Here is a 24,549-nt window from a genome sequence, read left to right as displayed (position 1 = left end):
TTACACCTGGTATTACACATTACATGATGAGCTGTTATAGGCTCTTGTTTTCCCTCACAAACAGTCTGTAGGGACCATAAGGCTTCCTGTTAATATGATACAGGTTCCTTATCCGCATATCATTGGTGGTTACACCGTTGAAGGGCTCTGCCGGACTCTCATATAAACTTATACTTCCTTTATCACGCCACCCATCTCTCATTAGCACTACTTCGAGCTCCTTTGAGGGCTGCTCAATTATAGCATAGTCCACGTGTGGTAAAATCTTAAGAAGGACCTCTAATGATAAGGTGGCATTGAAGGATAAGTATGCACGATACATATTCCAGCCAGCAGATCGGCCAGCGTAATAAAGCTCGTACGGCACATAAACTTTATGACTGCCCGTGCCTACCATCGCCAACGCAGCATGATTGACAAGATTTCTGTCTCTTTCCTCGCGCGCTGTAAAGGCTACACTTGTTCTTGCAACCAATGTTAAGCTAACCGCCCACAAAATAATTAAACTTAATATGCCCAACTTTAACACAGTCCATCTTTTAAAAAATTGAGAATCCTGCTGCAGAAAACCAGAGGTGAGCACTATGAAGTATGGTAATAGATACTGTACTCTACTTGTATAAACCACTGTATGTAGAAGTATAAAGCAAATCAATGCGAGGCCAAGAACATGACTAATTTCCCGGAGAGAGATGGCAGCTATTAAGGCTGTTATAAAAACAAAAGGGGTAAACTTCAGAATCCTCAGCAATTCTATAGACTGCGAAAAGAAGTACATGAAGTAGTGCTGCTGATTTGTATTGTCCCCCTGGTTCAAGTTTATACTTATGGCCTTAACTATATTCTCGAATAAAGCGAATAGCCTCGGTGCTATTGGTACCAGAAGCAAAATGCAGGTGGCCAAGCATCCTAAGGTGAAACTCAGTGTGGGTACAGCTATACCCTTCCGTATTCCGAATAGCGTTATACTCTTCTTAAGCAAGATGATAAGTTCCGATAAAATCAATGGAAACAGTAACAGTGCTGATATCCACGTAAAGGCAGCAACAGCCGCTATTGCACCACTTATGAGGACAAACCATGTGGATGTTGAACCACTTTTAAGGTTTATTGTAGCATATCTTAACAAGAAACAGCTTAATAAACAGAGCGCCATTGCCCAGCCATCCACCCGGCCAGTCGTATAGGCCTGTACAAAAAGTGGATCTAACAGGAAGGCAAGTCCTAAAGCAAACGCTATTACTTTGGTCACCCCTCTTACTCGCAGCCAGCCCACCATAACTGTTGCAGCCGCTAATGCTCCCAGCAGTGCAGAATACCGTGGCCCTAACTCACCCAGTAGTTTATAGGATACTTCCTGAAGAACAGGACCTATATAGGACAAAAGAAAAACAGGTGTACCGGTCTCAGTCATCCAGGCAATCGACCAGTCTGTTTCCGGGTTAAGTATCACCCTGCCTAAATCCACGTTCATTAACTCATCAACAAACAGGAATGGAGCATACTCTAAAGTTGATGCGATTATAAAAGACACTATCGCGATTGCAAACAGCCACACCCAACAAAAGCGGTCTGCTAGTAACCTTCTTAACCCCGATTGAGGAAGACGAGGATTAAGAACTTGTATGGATGCCATTCTGGGTTGCATAGCTAACTGTCTATACTTGTGTAGGATTTATATAATCTGGTTGTTTTAATTTATACTTTCGTTCCACTGTAAACCTTGGAAGAGATCTACAGACATCATTAAATGGTTAGTTGAGTTTAGGTATTGTTGTATTTGCCAGAGGTTTATCACGAGAATAAATCAGGTAGGAGCCGTAGCTTTCTTTGCCTTGCAAGAACCACAGTAGAACATCCCTGTCTCTATTTTCGGTCGTAAACCTCTGCCTCACAGGTTGTTCATTACCTAAATACAGAGTACTCTTATACCTCAACCCAGCCTCTGCTAGCTGATATGCAAGTTTCTCATCTACGCTGCCCCTCGGAAATATGGCATAGTCCATAAGATTGAGAAGATCAATAACTTTGCTGTCCGGCACGTGATTTACTTCTCTTATCCAATTACCTTGGTTGTCAAAGGAGTACTGTATATAAGGCGTGTACAGATTCCAACCAAGTGTTCTTCCCGCAAAATAAAACTCGTAGGTGAAGCCTAAATAAACATTGTAATTACCTGGGCCAATCCCAGTGTTCGCTGCTTCATAAATCTTTTCGCGGTCACGCACGGTTTTGCCTTCGGTTCCAAGAATGGTTCTAAGAAAAAGGGAGGTTCCTACAGACCAGAGTATTAAAAGTATTAGTGCACCCTTACTTGCTCTTTTGAACAGTAAACTCGACGGCTTATCAGATGACCTCAGAAAGAGCCCGCTACTTAGAACTAAGAAGTATGGCACTAAATAGAGAACTCTAAACTCATAAATTAGGGTGGAGAAAATAATGCCAATTGCTGTAAGGCACACCACCACTACTGCACCATGCTTCCGATATGCTATAGCCCCAAGTAAAGCCAGTATTGGCAGAATTGGGCTAAACGTTTTTGCGAATGCTCTTAACATTTTTACCCAGGATTGGTACTGAAACACTCCAAAGAAGCGCTCTTGCAGTGTCTTGGTAGAGTCAATGTTTTGTGAAAACATAGTGGTCATGTCATTGTAGATGATTACAATGCTCTGCAAAACAGGTAACACCAGAATACCTGTTGCAATCAGTGCCCCAGAGGCAAACAAGACCCCATTTATCAAAATGTTCCTCCACTTCCTTGGGCCTGATTTTTCGGATTCCGGAAGTTGAACAAGCTCTAACATAATTAGCGGATAAAGAAAGACTGCAGATGGCCAGACCAATGCGGCCATCGCAGTTAGCCCACCAGCAACCATGATTTGCCATCTAAAGAGAGTATTCCTCTCTTTCTTTAGTTCAGAATGTAGAACCCAACAGGTAGCAAGACACAAGGCTATTACCCAACTATCCACCCTTGCCATCCGCTGAGAAAGGAGGAACAAGGGATCGAGCAGAAGTGCCAGGCTAAGGCCGAAAGCAGCGTAAACCGGTATTTTGCGCGCCAACATCCAGCCTAAGGCCATGGATGCTGCAAGAAGCCCTCCTATAAGTGAAGCTATTCTTGGCCCCAATCCAGAAGGTCCAAATAGGTGGAAGCTTGTTTCGGCAATTAGTGGCCCTATATATGACCATAAAAGTAAAGGCTTTCCGTCAGCTACTCTCCAAGTTACTGACCAATCACTCTCAGGATGAAGGGCTAACCTTCCATAGTCTGTAATCTGTGCTTCATCCTGCTGGATATGGGGCAAGACATCTATAGTTAAAAGCTGCACCAGGAAGGAGATTAGCATGGCAACCACCCATATCCCCCACAGCCGTTTAGCAGACATAGTTTTTACTTGTCGCGCAGTAAAAAGCCTGTCGTGGGACGGATGAGATATTGCCTGTATTGACATAATTTGTGTAGGGTTACTTATAAATACTTTAATTAATTAGCCATCTTAGTAAGCTTTATTTTTTCATAAAGCTTATAGGGGCCATAGGGCTGTCTTGGTATAAAAAAGAATGTTTGCAGCCTGGTTTTATTCGTCACTCTGTTGTCTGAGCCGCTCAGCGAAGCCTCGTAAACTTGGTATACTCCCTTTTCATACATGCCTGCTTTTTGTATCTGTTCTTCAAGTTCAGGCGTTAGCCGCGGCAAAGGCATAATCGCAAAGTCTACTTTCTTAAGCATGCGCTGCAATACCTCGTGGTGGAGGAGCGGATCTACCCCGACTGCCAAGTATGGCTTATACATCTTCCAGCCCAAAGAGCGGCCTGCATAGTAAAACTCGTAGGGAAATGAGTACACAGCATACTCACCCACCCCGATCATTTCCTGAGCTGTCGCATATATTTGCCCTCTATTAAGCTCTCTTTTTCCCTCAAAGGCGATAATGGAACGTGCAATTAATGAAAGGCCTGCAGACCAGACTAATAATGATGCTAAGGCTAAGACTCCTGATAATTTGATTTTACTTGTTAAGTTACTCCCTGTCTCCCTCTTAATTAGACCAGAAGTCATCACAATGAAATAAGGCAGTAAATACTGAATGCGGTGTGAGTAGACCACTGTAGCTATCATTAATAAAGTAGCCACTGCCCCAGCAGCTATTAAACCCCACTCACGCCCCCGAAAAGCCCCTATCAAGGCCATAGTTACCAATACAGGAGTGAATTTCAAGACCTGTAGCAGGTGTTTAATACCGGTGGTTATCCGCTGTGAATCCAATAAAGTATAGTTAGCAGTGCCTGTGCGGGAATTAATGATTACTCCATCTATTACATTACCCAAAAGGTCAAGTAATTTCGGAGCAATAGGAATAAGGAGAGCAGCTGAAGCTATGGAACCACCTATTATAAATAGAAAAACAGCATTATTCTGGTGTACCTTCCGGCGGGGTTTGATTGTTTTTGCCCGTTTGATAACGGTAAAGAGTTGAAACAGCACTAATGGCAGCAGGAAAATAGCAGAGGGCCAGATGAAGAATGCAAGCGCCGTGGCGCCTCCGGCAAGTATTAATTTATGCCTCACGGCGGCAATTTCATCTTCTTTATTTATACTTTCCAAACACCAACAGGCGGTCAGGCAGGCAGCCATGGCCCAACCATCCACGCGGCCTATGGTGTAGGCCTGCACAAAAATAGGGTCGAGCAGAAAGATTAAACCTAGGACTAAACTGGCGTAGCCTGAGGTTCCTCTTGTATGTTGCCAGCCCACCATAGCTGTTGCTGCTGCTACTGCACCCAGAATGCCAGAGATTCTCGGTCCATACTCCCCTATACTTTGGTAAGCCAACTCTTGCAGCACAGGACCAACATAGAAGAACACAAAAGCAGCCTGGTTCCTTTCAAGCATCCATGCTATAGACCAAGTTGTATCAGGCTGCAGTATGACTCTCCCTAAATCAATAGTCATAAATTCATCTATGTGCATAAACGGGGCAATATCCAGCACAAGCGAGAACATGATAAGTACCGGGGTTAAAGCAGCAGCCCATACTCCCCAAAACTTCATAGTATTACTGTCAACACCACCAAGCGGTGCGTTGACAGTAAAATTCGAGGAAGTTTTAATTGGAGAAGCAAGCTTCATAATGCGCAAATAGATATGATAATCTAAAAAAACACCTGATTACATCATACGCAATAATCCAAATTAATATTTTTTTTATTAAATTTTTTTATAGTTAAATTGGCATGTTTACATTTTTAATTAGTAAATGTAAATTATTGCACGGTCAAGCAATTAGTATCGCATTTAATTCCTCTTCTTGAGAATTACTGTAACTGCCTACTCTAAATATTTTGATAATCCATAGGTGGGTTATAAATGGCTAAACCGCATTCTCTGTTCTTAGAATTCTGTTGGAAGCTTGCTGTATTTATTCTAATCTAGTATGATATTATCTAATTTTTTAATCCTAAAACATAAATAATAAAATAAAATACATCCATTATATAAAAATTCTCCGTATATAGGCAAGTTACCCCTACTGCACACCTGGAGCACTTGATGGTAGATATTTCCTATGTTAAGTACAACGCCACCCCATACCCCTTTTAAAATAAATTATAATTACACCCAATTATAATTTAAGTAAACCTTCATTTTTTATAGTTATGAAAACATTGATAATCAAATCAGTATTCACTCTACTATTTTTAGTTTCGTGTTTTTCTTCAGATTTGTTTGCCCAAGGCAGATCACAGGATAGGCCGGGTAAAAGTGGCCAAGCCCCAGGTAGAAATAAGGGTGCCACCGGTGTGCCGATCGATGGTGCAAGTGGAGTGTTACTTGCAGCGGGAGCTGCTTATGGGCTTAAGAAACTAATGGATTCCAGAAAACAGAAGAACAATCAGGATTGAAATTTCTGGCTTTGTGCGTTCCAAACTGAAATCCTTCAGGTATGAAAGAGTATTCCCATGTGCTTCGCTTCTTGCTGTTTACCCTTGGTCTGTGCCTGTGCTGGTTTATACTCTATGACTTTTGGCTAAGTGGCTTAGAAGACAGACTGACATTTAAAGTAGTTAATGCAAGTGTGGCATTACTGAACATACTCGGTTACAATGCCAGGGCAATCGATTACATGATCCAGATAAATGGGATGGATATGGTCTTTGTTTACCATGCCTGTAACGGTATGATTCTTATGGCTTTATTCAGCGGATTTATCATCGCATTTCCTGGGCGCTGGGAAATGAAGCTACTCTATATTCCAGTCGGAATCCTTGTAATCAATCTCGTCAACGTTTTACGTGTCACAGCACTAGCAATTAATGCACACTACTATAGCCACACCGTCGAGTTTAATCATAAGTATACTTTTACCATAATTATATATGCCGTAATCTTTGCACTTTGGATGCTATGGGCTAAAAGACTCTCCGGTCTAAACAAGTATGCTACAGGAAAAACCGCTGAAGCGTAAGCAGCAACCCTCAAAAAAGAGATGGGCCATACTTGGCTGTCTGTTCATTCTATTGCTTCTAATAGGTCATCAAGAAACTGCGGTTAAGGGTTCGATTATAGTAGGCTTGAGCAAAATCTATAGCTTTTTTCAGGGATCCGATTTAGACATTTTACATACTTTTTTTTCTATAAAAAATGAAGAGAGAGCTGCAAATCTTGTATTTAGGATACTCTACAGCAGCGTGTGCTTATCAATAATTCACTTTTACTTTTTAAAACCCCAGCTCACTAAACTAGCTTTCCTTTTTTACTTATTTCTATACGTAAGTACTCTAACCTTATATTTCGCTGCGGAGCAATTACAGCTACCCTCACTTCATATAGTTGCATTCAGAATAGACTCACTCATGATCTCACCTATGCCTGTTGTTATACTAATTCCGGCTCGATACATCGTGTACTTATCAGACAGTAAATCCCGCTGAAACGACACAACCTTACTTGTGTGCAAAATTAGTGTCCTTCCGTTTAAGATATTTTTCGATAAAACATTTCCTCCCTGAATTGCCAGTTTTAAAGTCATGTAATCAACAGCAAACTGGAACACATACTTGTAAAATCTAAAACCGCTGTATTCACCTCCTTTTTATTGTCTTTCACTAAAGAAAGTTAAGAAAGCATATCTTAGTTAAAGCACTTTAGTATAATTCTAATATTAAAATTAAATTTTTCAACCCAACACACCTTCTCATCATCACCCTAAATTATAAAATAAAAGATTATTCCATAAAAGTGTAAAGTGACGTATCCTATGGCTCATAAATATGCTACCATATTTAAATGGATAAATGTCGTAGTAGACTATGCGCTGCTAAATGCTACCTTATACTTCTCTTTCCTGATGACCGACAATTCTTTGGCCTGGATGGATGTATACGACTACCGCCTAACTATACTTCTTCTTAACTTCTGTTGGTTTTACGGGGCTAGTATTTTCAACATCTACAGCAACCTTTTAAAACGCGAGGCAGTGCCGATATTGTCAGCAAATATCGCCGCCTTGTGCATTTTTACCGCGCTGGCTATACTTATCAAGTTATCCATGCCCTATATTTACGTTCCGCCTACTCCGTTTATCTATTATTTTGCTCTTTTCCCGATACTCATACTTTCCTGGAGATTTTCATTTCTATTACTAAGGAAACACAGCAGGTCATTTTGGTTGGAGACGAACAACATCGTTATTGTGGGTTTGGGACAAACAGGCATTGACCTTTACAACTATATAAAATCTAATCCACAGCTAGCATATAATATTTCTGGCGTTTTTGAAGATGATAAAACGAAAATCCCAAACTACTCGAATTATCTAGGCAAGGTAGAGGAATGCATTAATTACTCAACCAGCAACAATATTAAAGAGATATTTTGTGCACTGCCCCACCACGAAACTGACAGAATTGAAACTTTGATTCAGGAAGCGGATAAACATATGATCCGGTTCAGGTTGGTTCCGGATATGAAAGCTATAAGGCACCAAAATTACTTAATCGAGCTGTTTGGTTATGTTCCAGTTCTTAAGCCAAGGCAAGAGCCTCTGGAAAACAAAGCGAATGAGATAGTGAAGCGTGTATTTGATGTTATATTCTCATCTCTCGTCATACTGCTTATTCTAAGTTGGTTAACTCCGATACTTGCCATCATCATATCCTTAGATTCAGAGGGGCCAATCTTTTTCAAGCAGTTGCGTTCCGGCAAGAACAACAAACCCTTTTATTGCCTCAAATTCAGGAGCATGAGGGTTAACAGCGATTGTGATTTGTTGCAGGCCAGCCAGAATGACTCTAGAATAACAAGGGTTGGCAGGTTTATTAGGAGGACAAGCATTGATGAACTGCCTCAGTTTATCAACGTCTTTATGGGTGACATGTCGGTTGTAGGACCGCGACCACACATGCTTAAACATACCCATGATTACTCCCAGGTTATTAATAATTACATGGTCCGACATTTTCTGACGCCAGGTATTACAGGTTGGGCCCAGGTAAACGGATTTAGAGGCGAAACAAAGGAAACATCACTAATGCTAAAACGCGTACAAGCAGACCTTTGGTACCTTGAGAATTGGTCTATACTTTTAGACCTAAAGATAATTTTCCTCACGCTCTGGCACGGATTCAGGAACAATGGGAATGCGTACTAAACAGGCGGTCATTAGGGCCTCTTGTTATGCTGCGCCGTTTCTAAGTATGAAAGGTATAAAAGTATAGAGCAAATACTCCTTATATCATCAAATCATCCTCCATCGTTTCTACTTTGTGGTATGATACCACCCGAGAGTAGGAGAAAGCCTCAACAAAAATGCTATACCTCTCATAGCTATCACAGCTAAGTTCTACAGCAGCAAAAATAAAAGCCGCCGGTTGCTCAGAACCGGCGGCTTTTACATAGGTCAGGTTACAATTGCAGGCACATGCGGTTAGCCGACTTCCAGAGAGATCAGCTACACCCAAAAATGGGCACCGCTCATATGGCGTGCATCATACTGCAACTACCAGTAATGGTCGAAACGCTTGCGTGGTGGACGCTGCTTTTTGCCATAGCAGTAGTAGATGAAGTATGCCACTCCATACAGGGCCAGAACCAAACCTATAATCAATGTTTCCATACACCCAATATACGAAATATATTTGAGAAGTTATACTGTAAACACAATATAAATGATGGCAATCATCAAATTTTATAGTGTGAACCACCAAAACTAATCTTTTTACAAATACTTCAAACATTTTTCACAAATATTATATACTATTTACATCTATAACTTTAAATAATCGTATAGCACCATTATATTATTCATTTTCTACCCCTACAGAGGGCTAAAAGGAGGTAACTATGGGCACTGTACGACATATTCTGCAGAAGAAAGGTCATGACGTCCTTTCAATCAATCCTAACGCTACTGTGTACCAAGCGCTTGAACAGATGGTTGTGCACGACGTAGGTGCTTTGTTGGTAGTGAATGAGGGCCGTTTCGTGGGCATTTTTACAGAACGCGACTATGCCCGTAAGGTAATCCTCAAAGGGAAAGCCTCCAGACAGACGTTGGTACGGGAGATCATGAGCGAGCATCCCGCCACCGTAACACCAGACGACACAGTTGAAGACTGCATGAAACTGATGACCCAGAAGTATATCCGGCACCTTCCGGTGATGGAAGGCCATAAGCTGGTGGGGCTCGTTTCGATTGGAGATATAGTGAAATACATCATTGAGGAGCAGAAATTTATCATCGACAACCTCGAGCACTATATAACAGGAAGTTAACTGATGTCGGCTGCACTGCCAGCCGCAAAACCATACTCGCAGGAGGCGAAACACTTTGGAAACAGCAGAAACAACTTTGCTATGGCCCATGTTGGTCTACGGCGCTATTGTGCTCAGCCTGGTGGGGTTTATACTTGGCCTCTCCTACGTGCTGGGGCAACGGCACAGGGAACGCGCCACCGGCGAGCCCTATGAAGGCGGCATTGTAAGTACAGGAGGCGCCCGCATACGCTTCTCCTCACAGTTTTACCTGGTGGCCATGCTTTTCGTGATTTTTGACGTGGAGGTGGTGTTTATACTTTCGTGGGCCATCGCTTTTAAAGAACTGGGCTGGTATGGCTATGCCGGCGTGGCGGTGTTCATCCTGATGCTGGTGGTGGTGCTGGTGTACGAGTGGCGCAACGGCGCCCTGGACTTCGGCCCGGACGGCAGTAAGATTCTGGCAGCCTACAAGCGCATGATGCAGAAGCCAGCCGCCTGATTGGTTGACAAAAGACTAGTTGACAAGGGACAAAAGACGCCTTGTGCGAGCAACAAATAACTAACAACGAATAACGATGAAATGGTGGCTAAGCAAACCCGATGACCCTGTAAAGGCCACAAGCGGCACCAGCTCCTACGAGGAAACGGTGCAGCAAAGCATCATGCTCACCACCCTGCAGGACCTAATTGCCTGGGGCCGGAAAAACTCGATGTGGCCATTCCACTTCGGGTTGAGTTGCTGCTTTGTGGAGATGGCCACCAGCATGACGCCCAAGTATGATTTGGCCCGCTTCGGCGCCGAGGTAATACGTGGCACACCCCGAGAGGCCGACGTGATGATAATCGCCGGAACGGTCTTTATCAAAATGGCTCCTATTATCAAGCGCCTGCACGAGCAAATGATGGAGCCGCGCTGGGTCATCTCGATGGGCAGCTGCGCCAACTCGGGGGGGATGTTCGACATTTACAGTGTGGTGCAGGGGGTGGATAAATTCCTGCCCGTGGATGTGTACGTGCCCGGATGCCCTCCCCGACCCGATGCCTTTATGGAGGGGCTTATACTGCTGGCCGAGTCCGTGGGCAAGGAAAGACGCCCGCTCAGCTGGACAATCGGCGAACAGGGCATCATCAAACCGGAAAAAATCGACGTGAAGGAAAGGCGCCAGGAAGCGAGGTCGAAAATGACCGAGTTCAGATCGCCGGATGAAGTATAGGGAGACTTAGAGTTGAGGAGTTTGAGGGTTTAGGAGTTAGAGAATCAATACCAAAGTATACAAAGCATTTTACTTATCATAAATAATCAACTATAGAAAGCATAACATGAAGTAGCGTAGCATCACAGGCTTTTTTTCAGATTCACCCATGGAAAACGGGAACAGCATATTAGCGCAACTGCAGTCGCGGTTCGGGAAGGATACGTTCACCCAACAGACGACCAAGGACGAGGTCCTCACCCTCTGGATGCCTCATGGCAGGATAGTGGAGGTGCTGACATACCTGAAGAAGGAAATCCCCCAGCCCTTCCGCATGCTCTACGACCTGACGGCCATCGACGAGCGCACCCGCAAACCCGACAACGGCCACCTCCCCTACGCCTTCACCATCATCTACCACCTGCTCTCTTTCGAGCGCAACAGCTTTATCCGGCTAAAAGTAGGCTACCGCGACGAATTCCCGATCGTGCCAAGTATAAGCAGCCTCTGGGCCAACGCCAACTGGTACGAGCGCGAAGTATACGATATGTTCGGCATCCGCTTCCTGGGGCACCCGCACCTGTACCGCATCCTGATGCCGCGCACCTGGGTAGGCCACCCGCTGCGCAAGGAGCACCCGGCCCGCGCCACCGAAATGGGCCCTTTTGCCCTCTACGACGATAAGATGGACCTGGAGCAGGCCGCCCTGCAGTTTAAGCCCGAGGAATGGGGCCTGAAACGGCAAAGCGACGACAGCGATTTCATGTTCCTCAACATCGGTCCGCAGCACCCCGGCACGCACGGCGTCCTGCGCATCGTGCTGCAGCTGGATGGCGAGGACATCGTAGACGCCATTCCCGACATTGGTTTCCACCACCGGGGGCAGGAGAAAATGGCCGAGCGCCAGTCGTGGCACACCTACCTGCCCTACACCGACCGTGTGGACTACCTGGGCGGCGTGATGAATAACCTGGCTTATTTAATGGCCGTGGAGAAACTGGCCGGCATCCAGGTGCCGGACCGCGTGAAGGTCATCCGCGTGATGCTGTGCGAGCTTTTCCGCATTGCCAGCCACTTGGTGTGGTACGGCACCTTTGCCCAAGACGTGGGCCAGCTCTCGCCGGTGTTCTACATGTTCACCGACCGCGAAAGAGTATTCGATATTGTAGAGGCCATTACCGGCGGGCGCATGCACCCTAACTGGTTCCGAATTGGCGGCGTGGCGCAGGACCTGCCCAAAGGCTGGGAAACGCTGGTGCAGAACTTCCTGGATTACTTCCCCAAACGGCTGAAAGAGTACGATGCGATGGTGATGAAGAACAGCCTTTTCAAGGCGCGCACCAAAGGCATCGGCATTTTCACGCTGGATGAAGCGATAGAATGGGGCGTGACCGGACCGAACCTGCGCGCCTGCGGCATGGAGTGGGACTTCCGCAAAAAACAGCCCTACTCCGGCTACGAAATGTTTGACTTTGAGGTACCCACTGCCGCCAACGGCGACTGTTACGACCGGGCTGTGGTACGCGTGGCTGAGATGCGCCAGAGCCTGCGCATCATCGATCAATGCCTGAAAAATATGCCGGAAGGCCCTTACAAGTCAGACCACCCGCTCACCACACCACCCATCAAGAAGCACACCATGCACGATATAGAAACCCTGATTACACACTTTCTGGGAGTGAGTTGGGGGCCTGTAATGCCGGTTGGGGAAGCAATGAGTTGCATTGAGGCGACCAAAGGAGCCAACGGTTACTACGTGACCAGCGACGGCAACACCTCCCCCTATCGCCTGCGCATTCGCACGCCCTCCTTCCCGCACATGCAGATGCTGCCTTACATTACCAGAGGCTATACAGTGGCAGACCTGCTGTCTATACTTGGCGCGATGGATTATGTGCTGGCAGACATAGATAGGTGAGTTTTGGAGTTAGAGAGTTGAGGAGTTAAGAGTCCTAATGATTTTCGCTATAAACAAGCTGTTAAATGGGAGAAGTAACATCCACGGAGCTAAAAGAAGCCAATGTAAACGGCACAACCCTGTACTACACGGAGCAGGGCAAGGGAGAGCCTGTGGTGCTGGTACATGGTAGCTTAAGCGATTACCGGATGTGGGAAGGGCAGCTGGAGGCTTTTGCGCAGCAGTACCGTGTGATTGCTTATAGCAGGCGCTACGCTTATCCGGCCAATGAAGCAGGTGATGCGGCTGGCTATACTGTCGTGCCACATGCCAGGGATCTGGCCGCGCTTATTCAGCAATTGGATCTGGGCCCTGTTCACCTGGTAGGGCATTCGTACGGTGCTTATACTTCTCTACTGACTGCGCTGGAGCATCCGGAACTTGTCAAAAGCCTTTGCCTCGGCGAACCGCCGGTAATGCCTCTGCTCCCAAACACAGAAGAAGGGAACGCACTCCTTTATGAGCTTGAGACAAACACTGCTCTTCCTGCCGCACAGGCGTTTGAACAAGGAAATGATTTAAAGGCCGTGAAAATATTCATGGATGGCGTGATGGGCCAATCTGATATCTATGACACCTTGCCACCCGAGGTACAGCGGCAAATTATGGATAATGTGCAGGAACTGAAAGGAATCGTTTGCCCTAAAATCATTTTTATGTTTTCTCCTTTCATCACCCGCTCCGACCTACAGAAAGTAGAGACACCCGCTTTATTAATCACCGGCGACAGTAGCCCGAGGTTTTTTATTCTGATTACCGAAGAACTGGAGAAGTGCCTGCCACATAAGGAGCGTGTTATACTATCCCATGCATCTCATGAGATGGAAATGGATAACCCGCAGGAGTTTAATGAAGCAGTGCTACGGTTTATACAAAAACATGAAAATTAGAGGCTAAAACATAAGTTCAATATGCTCACTACAGAAGAAAAACATCAGATCGACCACGAGATTAGCCTGGTACCTTCGCCGAAGAACGCCTGCATCGAAGCGCTCAAGATCGTACAGCAAAGGGAGGGCTGGGTGTCGGATGAGAGCCTGAAGGATGTGGCAGACTATGTGGGCATGTCCACGGCAGAGCTCGACAGCGTGGCCACCTTCTACAACCTGATCTTCCGCAGGCCAGTGGGGCGGCATGTGATCCTTCTCTGCGACAGCATCAGCTGCTACGTAATGGGCTATGAGGGCATCAAAGAACAACTTTTTAACAAACTGAGCATACAATACGGCCAGACTACAGCAGACGGCCGCTTTACCCTGCTTCCCAACTGCTGCCTCGGCACCTGCGACTGTGCCCCCGCCCTTATGATTGACAACGACCTGTACCGTAACCTGACGGTGGAACAACTGGATGAGATCCTGAGCAAGTATACCTAAAACCAAAGCGGGCACCTATGGAGAAGCCCCTGACCCAACACATTGTACCTGGCCGCAAACCTCTCAACCTGAAAGAGTATGAGCAAGTGGGCGGTTATGCCTCTGTGCGAAAAGTCCTGAAAGAAATGGCGCCCCAGGAGGTGCAGACGCTGGTGAAAGACTCGAACCTGCGCGGGCGGGGCGGAGCCGGCTTTAACACGGGCCTGAAGTGGAGCTTTGTGCCCATGGGGCCTGAGGCAGCGCAGCCCAAATACCTGGTGGCCAACGCCGACGAGATGGAGCCCGGCACCTTCAAAGACCGCCTGCTGCTGGAGGGCAACCCGCACCAGCTTATCGAAGGTATGATTGTGGCCGCTTACGCCATCGAGGCAAGTATAAGCTATGTGTTTCTGCGCTGGGCTTACAAAGTAGCCGCCCAGGAAATCACCCAGGCTATACAGGAAGCGTACGAGGCCGGTTATCTCGGCAAAAACATACTGGGTTCCGGCTTTGATTTGGAGATGCACCTGCACACGGGCGTGGGTCGCTACATGTGTGGCGAAGAAACCGCCTTGCTCAACGCACTGGAGGGAAAACGGGCTAACCCCAGAGCTAAGCCCCCTTTCCCGCAGGTCAGCGGCTTGTTCGGGAAACCGACCATTGTGAACAACGTGGAAACGCTCTGCTGTCTACCTCACATCATCAACAACGGCGCCGAGTGGTTTAAAAAACTGGGCCTGACAGAGGATGCCGGCACCAAACTATACGGCGTGAGTGGCCGCGTGAAAAAGCCCGGTTGCTGGGAATTGCCCATGGGCACCACCATCCGGGAGATTTTGGAAGAACACGCCGGCGGCATGCAGGACGGCTACCTGTTCCGCGGCCTTTTGCCCGGCGGGGCCTCCACCGATTTTCTGGTAGAAGAGCACCTGGACCTGCCCATGGACTATGGCGCGATACAAGCAGCCGGCAGCCGCATGGGCACGGGCACCATGATTATACTTGACGACCAGACCTGCCCGGTGGGCTTTACGCTGAACCTGCAGCACTTTTTTGCGCAGGAGTCCTGCGGTTTCTGCACGCCTTGCCGCGAAGGCTTGCCCTGGGTAGAGAAAATTTTACTTGCGATAGACAAAGGCGAAGGCAAACCTGAACACCTGCTCACGCTTGATTTTCATACCAAATACCTTGGTCCCGGCAACACGTTTTGCGCCCTCGCGCCCGGCGCCATGGAACCCCTGCAGAGCGCTCTGAAATACTTCAGAGAAGATTTTGAACGGCACATTCACGAACACCACTGTCCCTGGAGCAAAAGCAAAGTATGGCAACCATCTATATAGATAACCACCCCTACCAAGTACAGGCGGGCAAAAACCTGCTCGAAACCTGCCTCACCCTCGGCAAGGACCTGCCCTACTTTTGCTGGCACCCGGCCATGGGCTCGATTGGCGCCTGCCGCCAATGCGCCGTGAAAGTATACAAGGACGAGAACGACACCAAAGGCAAGCTCTTTATGTCGTGCATGGAGCAGGTGCGAGACGGCATGCGCATTTCGATTGCTGATCTGGAGGCCAAGGAGTTCCGGGCCCACATCATCGGCTGGCTCATGACCAACCACCCCCACGACTGCGCCGTGTGCGACGAGGGCGGTGCCTGCCACCTGCAGGACATGACCGTGATGACGGGCCATAACTACCGGGCTTATACTTTTCAGAAGCGCACCTACCGCAACCAGTACCTGGGCCCTTTCCTCAACCACGAGATGAACCGCTGCATCCAGTGTTACCGCTGCGTGCGCTACTATAAAGACTATGCCGGTGGCAAGGACCTGGACGTGTTTGCCGCTCACAACCATTTATACTTTGGCCGCGCCGAAGACGGCGTGCTGGAAAGCGAGTTCAGCGGCAACCTGGCCGAAGTATGCCCCACCGGCGTGTTCACTGATAAAACGCTCAAGCAGCACTATACCCGCAAGTGGGACTTGACCTCTGCCGCCTCCGTTTGCCACCACTGCAGTCTGGGCTGCAACACCATCGCCGGCGAGCGTTATGGCACCTTGCGCAACATCACCAACCGCTATAACGGAGAGGTGAACGGCTACTTCCTCTGCGACCGCGGCCGCTTTGGGTATGAGTTTGTCAACAGCCCCGGCCGCATTCGAAAACCTTTGGTGCGCAGCCGCCTGCCCGAAGCAACGGAAAAATACCCGGCCCTGAAAGCGGCTACCTCTGCCATCAGAGCCGGCCGCGTGATTGGCATCGGCTCTCCGCGGGCATCCCTGGAATCTAACTATGTACTGAAGAAGCTCGTGGGCGAGGACAACTTCCACCACGGCGTGTCGGATGTGGACCATGATCTGGTGGACCTGTCGCTAAGTATACTTCGGAATGGCCCGGCGCGCACGCCTTCTTTGCGGGAGGTGGAGAAAGCAGACGCAGTATTTATACTTGGCGAGGACCTGACCAACACTGCTCCCATGCTGGCACTGGCCGTGCGGCAGTCGGTACGGCAGAAGCCAATACTGGAGGAAGTATCCCAAGCCAAGATCCCGGTGTGGCAGGATGCGGCGGTGCGGGAACTGGTGCAGTCGGAGAAAGGCCCGCTGTTCATCGCCCATTACACGCACACCAAGCTAGACGAGCTGGCCACCCAAACCTTCTTCGACTCAACGGATACCATTGCCCGGCTGGGCTTCGCCGTCGCCAACATCATTGACCCGGACTCTCCGGAGGTGAGGAAGATTTCGGAGGAGGGGCAGGAATTGGCGCAGCAAATAGCAGATGCGCTAATGGCCGCCAAGAACCCGCTCATCATCTCCGGCACCTCCTCAGGCAGCGAGCGCGTGCTGAAAGCCGCCGCCAACATTGCCCAGGCGCTGGTGGCCCGGGAGAAAGCCGCCGGTATAAGCCTGGTAGTGCCCGAGTGCAACAGCATGGGCCTGGCCCTGCTCGGCGGCCATAAACTCGAATCAGCGTTTGAGGCGGTGATGAACGGCTATGCCGATACCGTGATTATACTGGAGAACGACCTGTACCGCAGAGCTGGCTCCGCTACCATCGATCAGTTTCTCAAAAACTGCAAACAGGTGATTGCGCTGGACCACCTGCACAACGCCACCACTGAGAAAGCAGACATATTGTTACCGGCCGCGCCGTTCTCTGAGGCGGATGGCACGCTCGTTAATAACGAAGGGCGGGCACAGCGCTTTTTCCAGGTGCATCCGGTGCCGGAAGAGATACAAGAAAGCTGGCACTGGCTGGCTGAGATTGGCACCATCATGGCCATTGAGGAGATCAGCAACTGGCACGGCTACGATGATATTGTGAAGGCCATCGCCAAAGAATACCCGGAACTGGAGGGTGTCAGCAAAACGGCACCACCAACCGATTTCCGCATTGCCGGACAGCGTATCCCGCGTGAGCCGCACCGCTTCAGCGGCCGCACCGCTATGCTGGCCAACATCAATGTGAGCGAGCCCAAGCCTGCTGAAGATCCTGATTCGCCCCTCTCCTATACGATGGAGGGCTACCGCGGGCAGCCACCTTCCTCCATGATACCCTTCTTCTGGACGCCAGGCTGGAACTCAAACCAGCAGGCCACCAACAAGTATCAGGAGGAAGTAGGCGGCCATTTAAAGGGCGGCGACCCGGGCGTGCGGCTGATAACGCCAAGTGGTACCGCGTCCTACTCCACGGCTGTGCCGCAGCGGTTTGTCCCACTGGAGGGGCACCTGTACATGCTGCCGCTGCACCACACCTATGGCTCCGAAGAGCTCAGCAACCAGTCGCCTTCCATCCGGGAACGGATACCGGAACCGTATGTCGCCATCAACGCAGCCGATGCCATCCGGATGAAGGTGGACGAGGGGCAGCTGCTGAGTTTCTCCATCGAGGGACAAATCTACCAGTTACCAGTAAAATTAAGCCAGACCATCCCGAGCGGCAGCGCCGGCATGCCTAATGGCTTACCTGGGGTACCTTTTGCCGAATTACCCGCCTGGGCCATCCTTAACCGAGACATCAAATGGAAACAGCAACCCCAAACTACTTTCTGATCATCGGCGGCGTGCTGTTCGTCATGCTCAACGTGGCTGCCCTGCTCATCTGGGTGGAGCGCCGTGGCCTCGCCCTGTTCCAGGACCGCTACGGACCGAACCGCGCAGGTCCCTTCGGCCTTCTGATTGTGGCCGCCGACTCGATTAAGCTGTTTTTCAAGCAGGACTGGATACCTCCTTTTGCCGACAAACCGGTGTTCGTGCTGGCCCCGGCCATTGTGGTGGTGACGGTGCTGATGAGCTTTGTGGTGATTCCGTTTGCGCCGGGCGTGATTGTGGCCGACCTGAACATCGGGCTGCTCTTCTTCCTGGCCATGTCGTCGATGGGCGCTTACAGTATTATACTGGGCGGCTGGGCCTCCAACAACAAGTATAGCCTGCTGGGTGCCATGCGCGGGGCGGCGCAGATGATCTCCTACGAGGTGTTCATGGGCCTCTCTTTGATGGGCGTAGTCTTGCTCAGCGGCTCCTTCAGCCTGGTGGAGATTGTGGAGGCGCAGCGGGGACTGTGGTTTTTCATCCCGCAGATCGTAGGCTTTGTAATTTTCTTTATCGCGGGTATCGCCGAAACGCACCGCCTGCCTTTTGATATTCCGGAGGCCGAGAGTGAGCTCATTGCCGGTTTCCACTCGGAGTACTCGGGCATGAAGTTCGGCATGTTCTTCATCGGCGAGTACATGGGCATCACGCTCATCTCCTGCATGATTGTAACCTTATACTTTGGTGGCTGGCTGGGCCCGGACTTCCTGCCGCCTATCGTGTGGTTCATCCTCAAAACGCTCTTCTTCCTGCTGATTTTTGTCCTGCTGCGCGCCTCCATGCCCCGCCCAAGGTATGACCAACTGATGGAGTATGGCTGGAAGGTGCTGCTACCCCTCACGCTACTGAACCTGATGGTAACGGCTGGGGTGGTACTATGGATGAGTGAGAGTTGAGGAGTTTGGAAGTTAGAGAGTTTTGGAGTTAGAAAGTTAGAAGGTTAAAAAGTTAGAAAGTCTTGCTCTTTAGGACTTGCAATCCAAAAGTATAGGAGCCGCGGATTTGTAATCCGAAGGTGCAAGAACGGAAAGCTGAATTGTCCCCTTGAGGGGACTATAGGGGTGTCAAAATCAGGAGAAGTCCCAGAAGCTTTTGTTCAAAGCATAAATAAGAAATAGACCTGTGTTAAAGACCAACGCTGAATAAGCAGTAAGAAAATTCCCCGCCTTGGACTACCGAGAACGGGAGTTCGAAGGTAGCGAGCGAAGCTCTGAGGGGTTAGGGGTAGTTGGACCCGGCACAGCATAAGTATAAAAGAACTATAAACCGAAAGGAGCAGCTATGTTTAGTTTGTTGCGCAGTATGTGGCTCACGTTTCTGCACGCGTTTCATAAGCGGGAGACCATCCTTTACCCGGAAGAGAAACCTATACTTCCGACGCGGTGGCGGGGCCGCATCGTGCTCACGCGCGACCCGGACGGCGGCGAACGCTGCGTGGCCTGTAACCTCTGCGCTGCCGCCTGCCCCGTGGACTGCATCGCCCTGCAACCCACGGAAGACGAAACCGGTCGCCGTTACCCCGACTTTTTCCGCATCAACTTCTCGCGCTGCATTTTCTGTGGCTATTGCGAGGAGGCCTGTCCGACCTACGCCATTCAGCTCATCCCCGATTTCGAGATGGGCGAGTATAACCGGCAGAACCTGGTGTATGAGAAAAAGGACCTGCTCATCAACGGCCAGGGCAAGTACCATGGCTACAATTATTACAAAGTGGCGGGTATGGCCATCGGCGGAAAAGACAAAGGCGAGGCTGAAAACGAACTGCCTCCTGTAGATATTAAAAGCTTACTCCCCTAGCCTATGGAACTGACATTTTATATCGCCGCAGCCGTGGCCGTGCTCTCTACCATCATGGTCATCACGCGCTACAACATCATCCACGCCCTGCTATACCTGGTCGTGTCCTTTCTGTCGGTGGCCGTGGTCTTTTTCACCTTGGGTGCTCCGTTTATGGCGGCGCTGGAGGTCATTATTTACGCCGGGGCCATTGTGGTGCTCATCATCTTCGTGATCATGATGCTTAACCTGACGCAGGAGGATGTGCAGCGCGAGAAGGAATGGCTGAACCCTTCTATCTGGGTAGGTCCGGCCATACTTTCGGCGGTGCTGCTGGCCGAGCTGGTGTACATCGTAGCGGCTGGAACGCCTCCGCAAACAGAGGGGGCTGTGGTTGCCGTGGATGCCAAACTCGTGGGTTTGTCTTTGTTCGGGCCTTACATTCTAGGCGTCCAACTCTGCGGCATCATGCTGACGGCGGGCATAGTGGGAGCTTACCACCTGGGCAGGCAGAAGAAGAAAGTTATTCACCGGTTTTTACAGGAAAGGAGCGCAGCCGCATGAGTGCATCAACCATGGAAGCTGCCCTGCTGCTGGCAGGCGTCTTGTTTATGCTGGGGCTGATTAGTGTGCTGATTCGCCGCAACATCATCTTTATGCTCATTTCAGTGGAGATTATGCTCAACGCCGCCGGCCTTGCCTTTATCGTGGCTGGCTCCAGGTGGGTGCAGCCCGACGGGCAGGTGATGTTCATTTTTATACTGACCATGGCGGCTGCGGAAGTGTCAGTGGGGCTGGCGCTTATCCTGCAGATTTACCATCAACTTAAAACCCTCGACAGCGACGCTGCCAGCTTTATGAAAGGATAAGACTATGGAAAACTACATCTGGCTCATACCGGCCCTGCCCTTCCTGGGCTCGCTGCTGCTCATCCTTTTCGGCACCCGCCTGTCGCGCGCAGGGGTGGCTATATTGGGTGTGGGCAGCGTGGGCGTGTCGGCCCTTCTCACCATACTTTTAGGCCTGCAGTTTCTGGCTGAAAAACCGGCTTTCTACCACCAGGAAGTATGGCAGTGGTTTAACGTGGCGGGCTTTAATCCGTCCATCGCCTTCCACCTGGACGCGCTCTCCATTGTCTTCATCTTTGTCATCACGTTTGTGGGGTTCCTGATTCACCTCTACTCCACCGCCTACATGGCCGGGGACACGGACTTCTCCCGCTTCTTTGCCTGCATGAATTTATTTGTGGGCTCGATGCTGCTGTTGGTAATGGCCGACAACCTGCTGCTTTTATACTTTGGCTGGGAAGGGGTGGGCCTCTGCTCCTATCTGCTCATCGGTTTTTGGTATAAAGAGCCCGCCAACGGCTACGCCGCCCGCAAGGCCTTTATCATTACCCGCGTGGGTGATGTCGCGATGGCCATCGGGTTGTTTATACTTTTCCAGACCTTCGGCACGCTCCACATCCAAACCATACTTAGCCAGGCCCCTGAAGTATGGAGCGTGGGGGCACAGGCAGCTGTGCTGGTGGGCCTGCTGCTGTTGGGTGGTGCGGTGGGTAAATCGGGCCAGTTGCCGCTGCAAACCTGGCTACCCGATGCCATGGCAGGACCTACGCCGGTTTCGGCGCTCATACATGCCGCCACCATGGTAACGGCCGGGGTATACTTAATTGCCCGCATGTACGTAATTTTCGACCTGGCGCCGGTGGCACAAATGGCCGTTGCCGTAGTGGGTGCGGTGACGCTGCTCCTGGCTGGTTTCTCCGCCCTCACGCAATACGACCTCAAGCGGGTGCTGGCCTACTCCACCATCAGCCAAATCGGTTACATGTTCCTGGCGCTGGGCGTGGGGGCCTGGTCGGCGGGGATATTTCACTTCATGATTCATGCCTTCTTCAAGGCGCTGCTCTTCCTGTGTGCCGGGGCCATTATATTGGCCCTGCACCACGAGCAGGACATGCGGCAGATGGGCGGCCTTCGCAAAAGTATGCCCGTCGTGTTCTGGACTTTCCTGATTGGCGCCGCCTCGCTGGCAGCATTACCCGTCATTACCGCCGGTTTCTACAGCAAAGACCAGATTCTGTGGTATACTTTGGCGGGCCCGCAGGGCAGCATCTGGCTATACTTGGCCGGACTCGCAGGCGCGTTCATCACCTCGATTTATACGTTCCGGATGGTGTTCATGACCTTTTATGGGGAGCCTAAAACGCAGGTGGCGCATCCGCCGGGCAAAGTCATCACCATCCCTTTAGTTATATTAGCCATACTTTCCTTGGTAGGCGGATTTATAGAGCTGCCGCATAATTTCGCTCACCTGGCCCTGTTCTCCGGGCTGATGGCGCCGGTGCTACCGGGCATTACGGCCAACGAACTGCTGGCAGCCAACGAGTGGCTGTTCCAGGCGTTGGCGGCGGTCGTTTCGCTGGGCGGTGTGTTGGTGGCCTACCTGTTTTACCAGAAGAGTCCGGCGCTGCTGGCAAGTATAGAACGCTCATCCTTTGCCATGGCGCTGCACCGTTTCTGGTTCTCGGGTTGGGGCTTCGATGCGCTCTACGATAACCTGTTCGTGCGGCCATACGTGTTCCTGGCCAACCTCAACAAACGCGACATCATCGACAGTTTTTACACCGGTCTGGCCCGTACGGCCGAGGGCTTCCATGTGATGTTCTCGCAAACCCAGAGCGGCGTGCTGCGCAACTACGTAGTTGGTATCGTGTTCGGCGCCATTATGATTCTCACCATAAGCCTGTTGCTATGATACTCCTCTGGATGATTGTAATCCTGATGGCCGGCGGACTGCTGGCGTGGCTCTCCAAGAAGTGGCACCCCGAGCTGCCCCGCTGGATTGCCCTCTTCGCCGTGCTGGCTGATTTTATACTTGCCGTATACCTGTGGCTGAGCTTGCCGGCCTCCACGTTAGGTGCCTCGCCCTGGCTGCTGCAACTGGAGATTCCCTGGATTCCGCAGTGGGGCGTGAACTTTATACTTGCCCTGGACGGGCTGAGCCTGCTCATGCTGCTGCTCACTTTTTTCCTGGGCATCCTGAGTGTGCTCGTATCATGGCGCGAAATCCGGACCAAATCCGGCTTCTTCCATTTTAACCTGCTGTGGGTGCTGGCGGGCATTACGGGCGTTTTCCTGACGATGGATTTGTTCCTGTTCTACTTCTTTTGGGAGGTGATGCTCATCCCGATGTACTTCCTGATAGGGGTGTGGGGCCACGCCAACCGCACCTACGCCGCCTTTAAGTTCTTCCTCTTCACGCAGGCCTCGGGGCTGCTGATGCTGCTGGCCATACTTGGTTTATACTTTATCCACGGCTCTCAGACAGGTATTTATACGTTCAATTACTTTGAGCTGCTCGGTACGGCGCTGGCCCCGGAGGCGGCCCGCTTGCTGATGTTCGGTTTCCTGGCGGCCTTCCTGGTAAAACTGCCCGTGGTGCCATTCCACTCCTGGCTACCCGATGCGCACTCCGAAGCGCCCACCGCCGGCAGCGTGATTCTGGCCGGACTGCTGCTCAAAACCGGTGCTTATGGCTTGCTGCGTTTCGTGCTGCCCTTGTTCCCGACAGCAGCGGTAGAGTTTGCTCCCTGGGCGATGTTGCTGGGCGCTGTTGGTATTATCTACGGAGCCATCCTGGCTTACTCCCAAACCGACCTGAAACGCCTGGCTGCCTATACTTCGGTGAGCCACATGGGCTTTGTGATTCTGGGCGTGTTTGCCTTTAACGAGTGGGCGCTGCAGGGCGTGGTGATGCAGATGATTGCCCATGGCCTGAGCACGGGCGCCTTGTTCATCGTCGCGGGCTTTTTGTACGAGCGCCTGCACACCCGCGACATGGGCCAGATGGGCGGCTTCTGGGCCAAAGCGCCAAAACTAGGCGTGTTCGCCTTAATTTTCGTAATGGCCTCGCTCGGCCTGCCGGGCCTGGGCAACTTTATCGCCGAATTCCTGACGCTGGTCGGTTCCTGGCAGGCCAATAACTGGCTCACGGTTGTCGCCACGGTTGGCATTGTCCTGGCTACGGCCTACTCGCTGCGCATCATGCAAAAAGTCTTCTACGAGCCCGCCCCCTCCGACCATCACCTGCCGGATTTGTCAGCCAGGGAAATGCTGATTGCCGTGCCGATGATAGCACTTATACTTTGGCTTGGCCTGTACCCGCAATCGGTACTGGACACGGCGCAACCAAGTATAAACCAGCAACTGCAGGCTTACCAGGAGCCGGAAGCGAAGGAGAAAGTTGCGGTGGTAGAGGTCCCGGCGGTAGAACTTAAGGTTGAGAAAGCTGAGAATAAGTAATACTTTTTGCTGGCGCGGGTTTGTAACCCGTGCCTTATATATGAAGTCGGATTTGTAATCCGACTGGGCCAGAGGCCCAAACCATAGCTAGTCACGAGCGTGGAC

21 protein-coding genes are annotated in these 24,549 nt (G+C 50.2%); 18 read left to right on the top strand and 3 right to left on the bottom strand.

The window, feature by feature from the left end; genetic code table 11:
- Window positions 1-34: 34 nt before the first annotated feature.
- The 3 genes from C8N40_RS05765 to C8N40_RS05755 form a co-directional block, all read right to left on the bottom strand.
- Window positions 35-1,636 carry a hypothetical protein gene (locus tag C8N40_RS05765; protein WP_146173515.1) on the bottom strand — a complete coding sequence of 534 codons (1,602 nt, stop codon included), beginning with the start codon at window positions 1,634-1,636 and terminating at the stop codon, window positions 35-37.
- 118 nt (window positions 1,637-1,754) lie between these two features.
- Window positions 1,755-3,392, bottom strand: coding sequence for a hypothetical protein (locus tag C8N40_RS05760; RefSeq protein ID WP_108210825.1), 1,638 nt, complete (start codon window positions 3,390-3,392; stop codon window positions 1,755-1,757).
- 98 nt (window positions 3,393-3,490) lie between these two features.
- On the bottom strand, window positions 3,491-5,137 hold the full coding sequence (locus C8N40_RS05755; protein ID WP_108210824.1) for a hypothetical protein: 1,647 nt from the start codon (window positions 5,135-5,137) through the stop codon (window positions 3,491-3,493).
- 527 nt (window positions 5,138-5,664) lie between these two features.
- Here C8N40_RS05755 and C8N40_RS05750 point away from each other — a divergent pair.
- The 18 genes from C8N40_RS05750 (at window position 5,665) to nuoM (ending at window position 24,444) form a co-directional block, all read left to right on the top strand.
- Window positions 5,665-5,910, top strand: a complete 246-nt coding sequence (locus C8N40_RS05750; protein ID WP_245905010.1) for a PID-CTERM protein-sorting domain-containing protein — start codon at window positions 5,665-5,667, stop codon at window positions 5,908-5,910.
- Window positions 5,911-5,951: 41 nt separating this feature from the next.
- Window positions 5,952-6,473 carry an exosortase X gene (gene xrtX, locus C8N40_RS05745; protein ID WP_108210823.1) on the top strand — a complete coding sequence of 174 codons (522 nt, stop codon included), beginning with the start codon at window positions 5,952-5,954 and terminating at the stop codon, window positions 6,471-6,473.
- Window positions 6,445-6,939, top strand: coding sequence for an XrtX-associated membrane protein (locus C8N40_RS23405; RefSeq protein ID WP_108210822.1), 495 nt, complete (start codon window positions 6,445-6,447; stop codon window positions 6,937-6,939). The genes xrtX and C8N40_RS23405 overlap by 29 nt, the downstream gene beginning before the upstream one ends.
- 326 nt (window positions 6,940-7,265) lie before the next feature.
- The gene (locus tag C8N40_RS05735) at window positions 7,266-8,657 is read left to right on the top strand and encodes an undecaprenyl-phosphate glucose phosphotransferase (protein WP_108210821.1); all 1,392 of its coding nucleotides are present in this window, start codon (window positions 7,266-7,268) and stop codon (window positions 8,655-8,657) included.
- Between the two features lie 692 nt (window positions 8,658-9,349).
- Entirely contained in the window at window positions 9,350-9,781 is a 432-nt protein-coding gene (locus C8N40_RS05725) for a CBS domain-containing protein (protein WP_108210819.1), read from the top strand.
- A gap of 55 nt (window positions 9,782-9,836) precedes the next feature.
- The gene (locus C8N40_RS05720; RefSeq protein WP_245905008.1) at window positions 9,837-10,262 is read left to right on the top strand and encodes an NADH-quinone oxidoreductase subunit A; all 426 of its coding nucleotides are present in this window, start codon (window positions 9,837-9,839) and stop codon (window positions 10,260-10,262) included.
- A gap of 76 nt (window positions 10,263-10,338) precedes the next feature.
- The gene (locus tag C8N40_RS05715; RefSeq protein ID WP_108210817.1) at window positions 10,339-10,977 is read left to right on the top strand and encodes an NADH-quinone oxidoreductase subunit B; all 639 of its coding nucleotides are present in this window, start codon (window positions 10,339-10,341) and stop codon (window positions 10,975-10,977) included.
- 148 nt (window positions 10,978-11,125) lie between these two features.
- Window positions 11,126-12,874 carry an NADH-quinone oxidoreductase subunit C/D gene (gene nuoC, locus C8N40_RS05710; RefSeq protein ID WP_108210816.1) on the top strand — a complete coding sequence of 583 codons (1,749 nt, stop codon included), beginning with the start codon at window positions 11,126-11,128 and terminating at the stop codon, window positions 12,872-12,874.
- Window positions 12,875-12,939: 65 nt separating this feature from the next.
- Window positions 12,940-13,803, top strand: coding sequence for an alpha/beta fold hydrolase (locus C8N40_RS05705; RefSeq protein WP_108210815.1), 864 nt, complete (start codon window positions 12,940-12,942; stop codon window positions 13,801-13,803).
- A 21-nt stretch (window positions 13,804-13,824) separates the two neighbouring features.
- Window positions 13,825-14,289: an NADH-quinone oxidoreductase subunit NuoE gene (nuoE, locus tag C8N40_RS05700; RefSeq protein WP_108210814.1), complete on the top strand. Its 465-nt coding sequence runs from the start codon at window positions 13,825-13,827 to the stop codon at window positions 14,287-14,289.
- A 17-nt stretch (window positions 14,290-14,306) separates the two neighbouring features.
- Window positions 14,307-15,608, top strand: coding sequence for an NADH-quinone oxidoreductase subunit NuoF (gene nuoF, locus C8N40_RS05695; RefSeq protein WP_108210813.1), 1,302 nt, complete (start codon window positions 14,307-14,309; stop codon window positions 15,606-15,608).
- On the top strand, window positions 15,590-18,322 hold the full coding sequence (nuoG, locus tag C8N40_RS05690) for an NADH-quinone oxidoreductase subunit NuoG (RefSeq protein ID WP_108210812.1): 2,733 nt from the start codon (window positions 15,590-15,592) through the stop codon (window positions 18,320-18,322). Before nuoF ends, nuoG begins: the two co-directional genes overlap by 19 nt.
- Entirely contained in the window at window positions 18,292-19,257 is a 966-nt protein-coding gene (gene nuoH, locus C8N40_RS05685) for an NADH-quinone oxidoreductase subunit NuoH (protein ID WP_108210811.1), read from the top strand. The genes nuoG and nuoH overlap by 31 nt, the downstream gene beginning before the upstream one ends.
- 385 nt (window positions 19,258-19,642) lie before the next feature.
- Window positions 19,643-20,158, top strand: coding sequence for an NADH-quinone oxidoreductase subunit NuoI (gene nuoI / locus C8N40_RS05680; protein ID WP_108210810.1), 516 nt, complete (start codon window positions 19,643-19,645; stop codon window positions 20,156-20,158).
- A 3-nt stretch (window positions 20,159-20,161) separates the two neighbouring features.
- A complete protein-coding gene (nuoJ, locus tag C8N40_RS05675; protein ID WP_108210809.1) occupies window positions 20,162-20,701 on the top strand; it encodes an NADH-quinone oxidoreductase subunit J in 540 nt (179 codons plus the stop codon).
- Window positions 20,698-21,006, top strand: coding sequence for an NADH-quinone oxidoreductase subunit NuoK (gene nuoK, locus C8N40_RS05670; protein WP_170114025.1), 309 nt, complete (start codon window positions 20,698-20,700; stop codon window positions 21,004-21,006). Before nuoJ ends, nuoK begins: the two co-directional genes overlap by 4 nt.
- 4 nt (window positions 21,007-21,010) lie before the next feature.
- On the top strand, window positions 21,011-22,897 hold the full coding sequence (nuoL, locus tag C8N40_RS05665) for an NADH-quinone oxidoreductase subunit L (RefSeq protein WP_108210808.1): 1,887 nt from the start codon (window positions 21,011-21,013) through the stop codon (window positions 22,895-22,897).
- Window positions 22,894-24,444 (top strand): NADH-quinone oxidoreductase subunit M, encoded by a 1,551-nt coding sequence (gene nuoM / locus C8N40_RS05660; RefSeq protein WP_108210807.1) that lies wholly within the window; start codon window positions 22,894-22,896, stop codon window positions 24,442-24,444. The genes nuoL and nuoM overlap by 4 nt, the downstream gene beginning before the upstream one ends.
- Window positions 24,445-24,549: the final 105 nt, after the last annotated feature.

The organism is Pontibacter mucosus, from assembly GCF_003054055.1.
Taxonomy (GTDB): Bacteria; Bacteroidota; Bacteroidia; order Cytophagales; family Hymenobacteraceae; genus Pontibacter; species Pontibacter mucosus.
Note: the sequence above shows the minus strand (reverse complement) of the source record. Positions and strands in the feature narration are given on the sequence as shown.

Bases quoted from the DNA above. Each gene is read 5' to 3' on its own strand.
- C8N40_RS05760 (WP_108210825.1), bottom strand. From the start codon at position 3,392: ATGTCTGCTAAACGGCTGTGGGGGATATGGGTGGTTGCCATGCTAATC.
- nuoI (WP_108210810.1), top strand. From the start codon at position 19,643: ATGTTTAGTTTGTTGCGCAGTATGTGGCTCACGTTTCTGCACGCGTTT.
- C8N40_RS05765 (WP_146173515.1), bottom strand. From the start codon at position 1,636: ATGGCATCCATACAAGTTCTTAATCCTCGTCTTCCTCAATCGGGGTTA.
- C8N40_RS05755 (WP_108210824.1), bottom strand. From the start codon at position 5,137: ATGAAGCTTGCTTCTCCAATTAAAACTTCCTCGAATTTTACTGTCAAC.
- nuoJ (WP_108210809.1), top strand. From the start codon at position 20,162: ATGGAACTGACATTTTATATCGCCGCAGCCGTGGCCGTGCTCTCTACC.
- nuoG (WP_108210812.1), top strand. From the start codon at position 15,590: ATGGCAACCATCTATATAGATAACCACCCCTACCAAGTACAGGCGGGC.
- nuoM (WP_108210807.1), top strand. From the start codon at position 22,894: ATGATACTCCTCTGGATGATTGTAATCCTGATGGCCGGCGGACTGCTG.
- C8N40_RS05715 (WP_108210817.1), top strand. From the start codon at position 10,339: ATGAAATGGTGGCTAAGCAAACCCGATGACCCTGTAAAGGCCACAAGC.
- nuoF (WP_108210813.1), top strand. From the start codon at position 14,307: ATGGAGAAGCCCCTGACCCAACACATTGTACCTGGCCGCAAACCTCTC.
- C8N40_RS05705 (WP_108210815.1), top strand. From the start codon at position 12,940: ATGGGAGAAGTAACATCCACGGAGCTAAAAGAAGCCAATGTAAACGGC.
- C8N40_RS05750 (WP_245905010.1), top strand. From the start codon at position 5,665: ATGAAAACATTGATAATCAAATCAGTATTCACTCTACTATTTTTAGTT.
- C8N40_RS05725 (WP_108210819.1), top strand. From the start codon at position 9,350: ATGGGCACTGTACGACATATTCTGCAGAAGAAAGGTCATGACGTCCTT.
- C8N40_RS05735 (WP_108210821.1), top strand. From the start codon at position 7,266: ATGGCTCATAAATATGCTACCATATTTAAATGGATAAATGTCGTAGTA.
- nuoE (WP_108210814.1), top strand. From the start codon at position 13,825: ATGCTCACTACAGAAGAAAAACATCAGATCGACCACGAGATTAGCCTG.
- C8N40_RS23405 (WP_108210822.1), top strand. From the start codon at position 6,445: ATGCTACAGGAAAAACCGCTGAAGCGTAAGCAGCAACCCTCAAAAAAG.
- nuoH (WP_108210811.1), top strand. From the start codon at position 18,292: ATGGAAACAGCAACCCCAAACTACTTTCTGATCATCGGCGGCGTGCTG.
- nuoL (WP_108210808.1), top strand. From the start codon at position 21,011: ATGGAAAACTACATCTGGCTCATACCGGCCCTGCCCTTCCTGGGCTCG.
- nuoC (WP_108210816.1), top strand. From the start codon at position 11,126: ATGGAAAACGGGAACAGCATATTAGCGCAACTGCAGTCGCGGTTCGGG.
- nuoK (WP_170114025.1), top strand. From the start codon at position 20,698: ATGAGTGCATCAACCATGGAAGCTGCCCTGCTGCTGGCAGGCGTCTTG.
- xrtX (WP_108210823.1), top strand. From the start codon at position 5,952: ATGAAAGAGTATTCCCATGTGCTTCGCTTCTTGCTGTTTACCCTTGGT.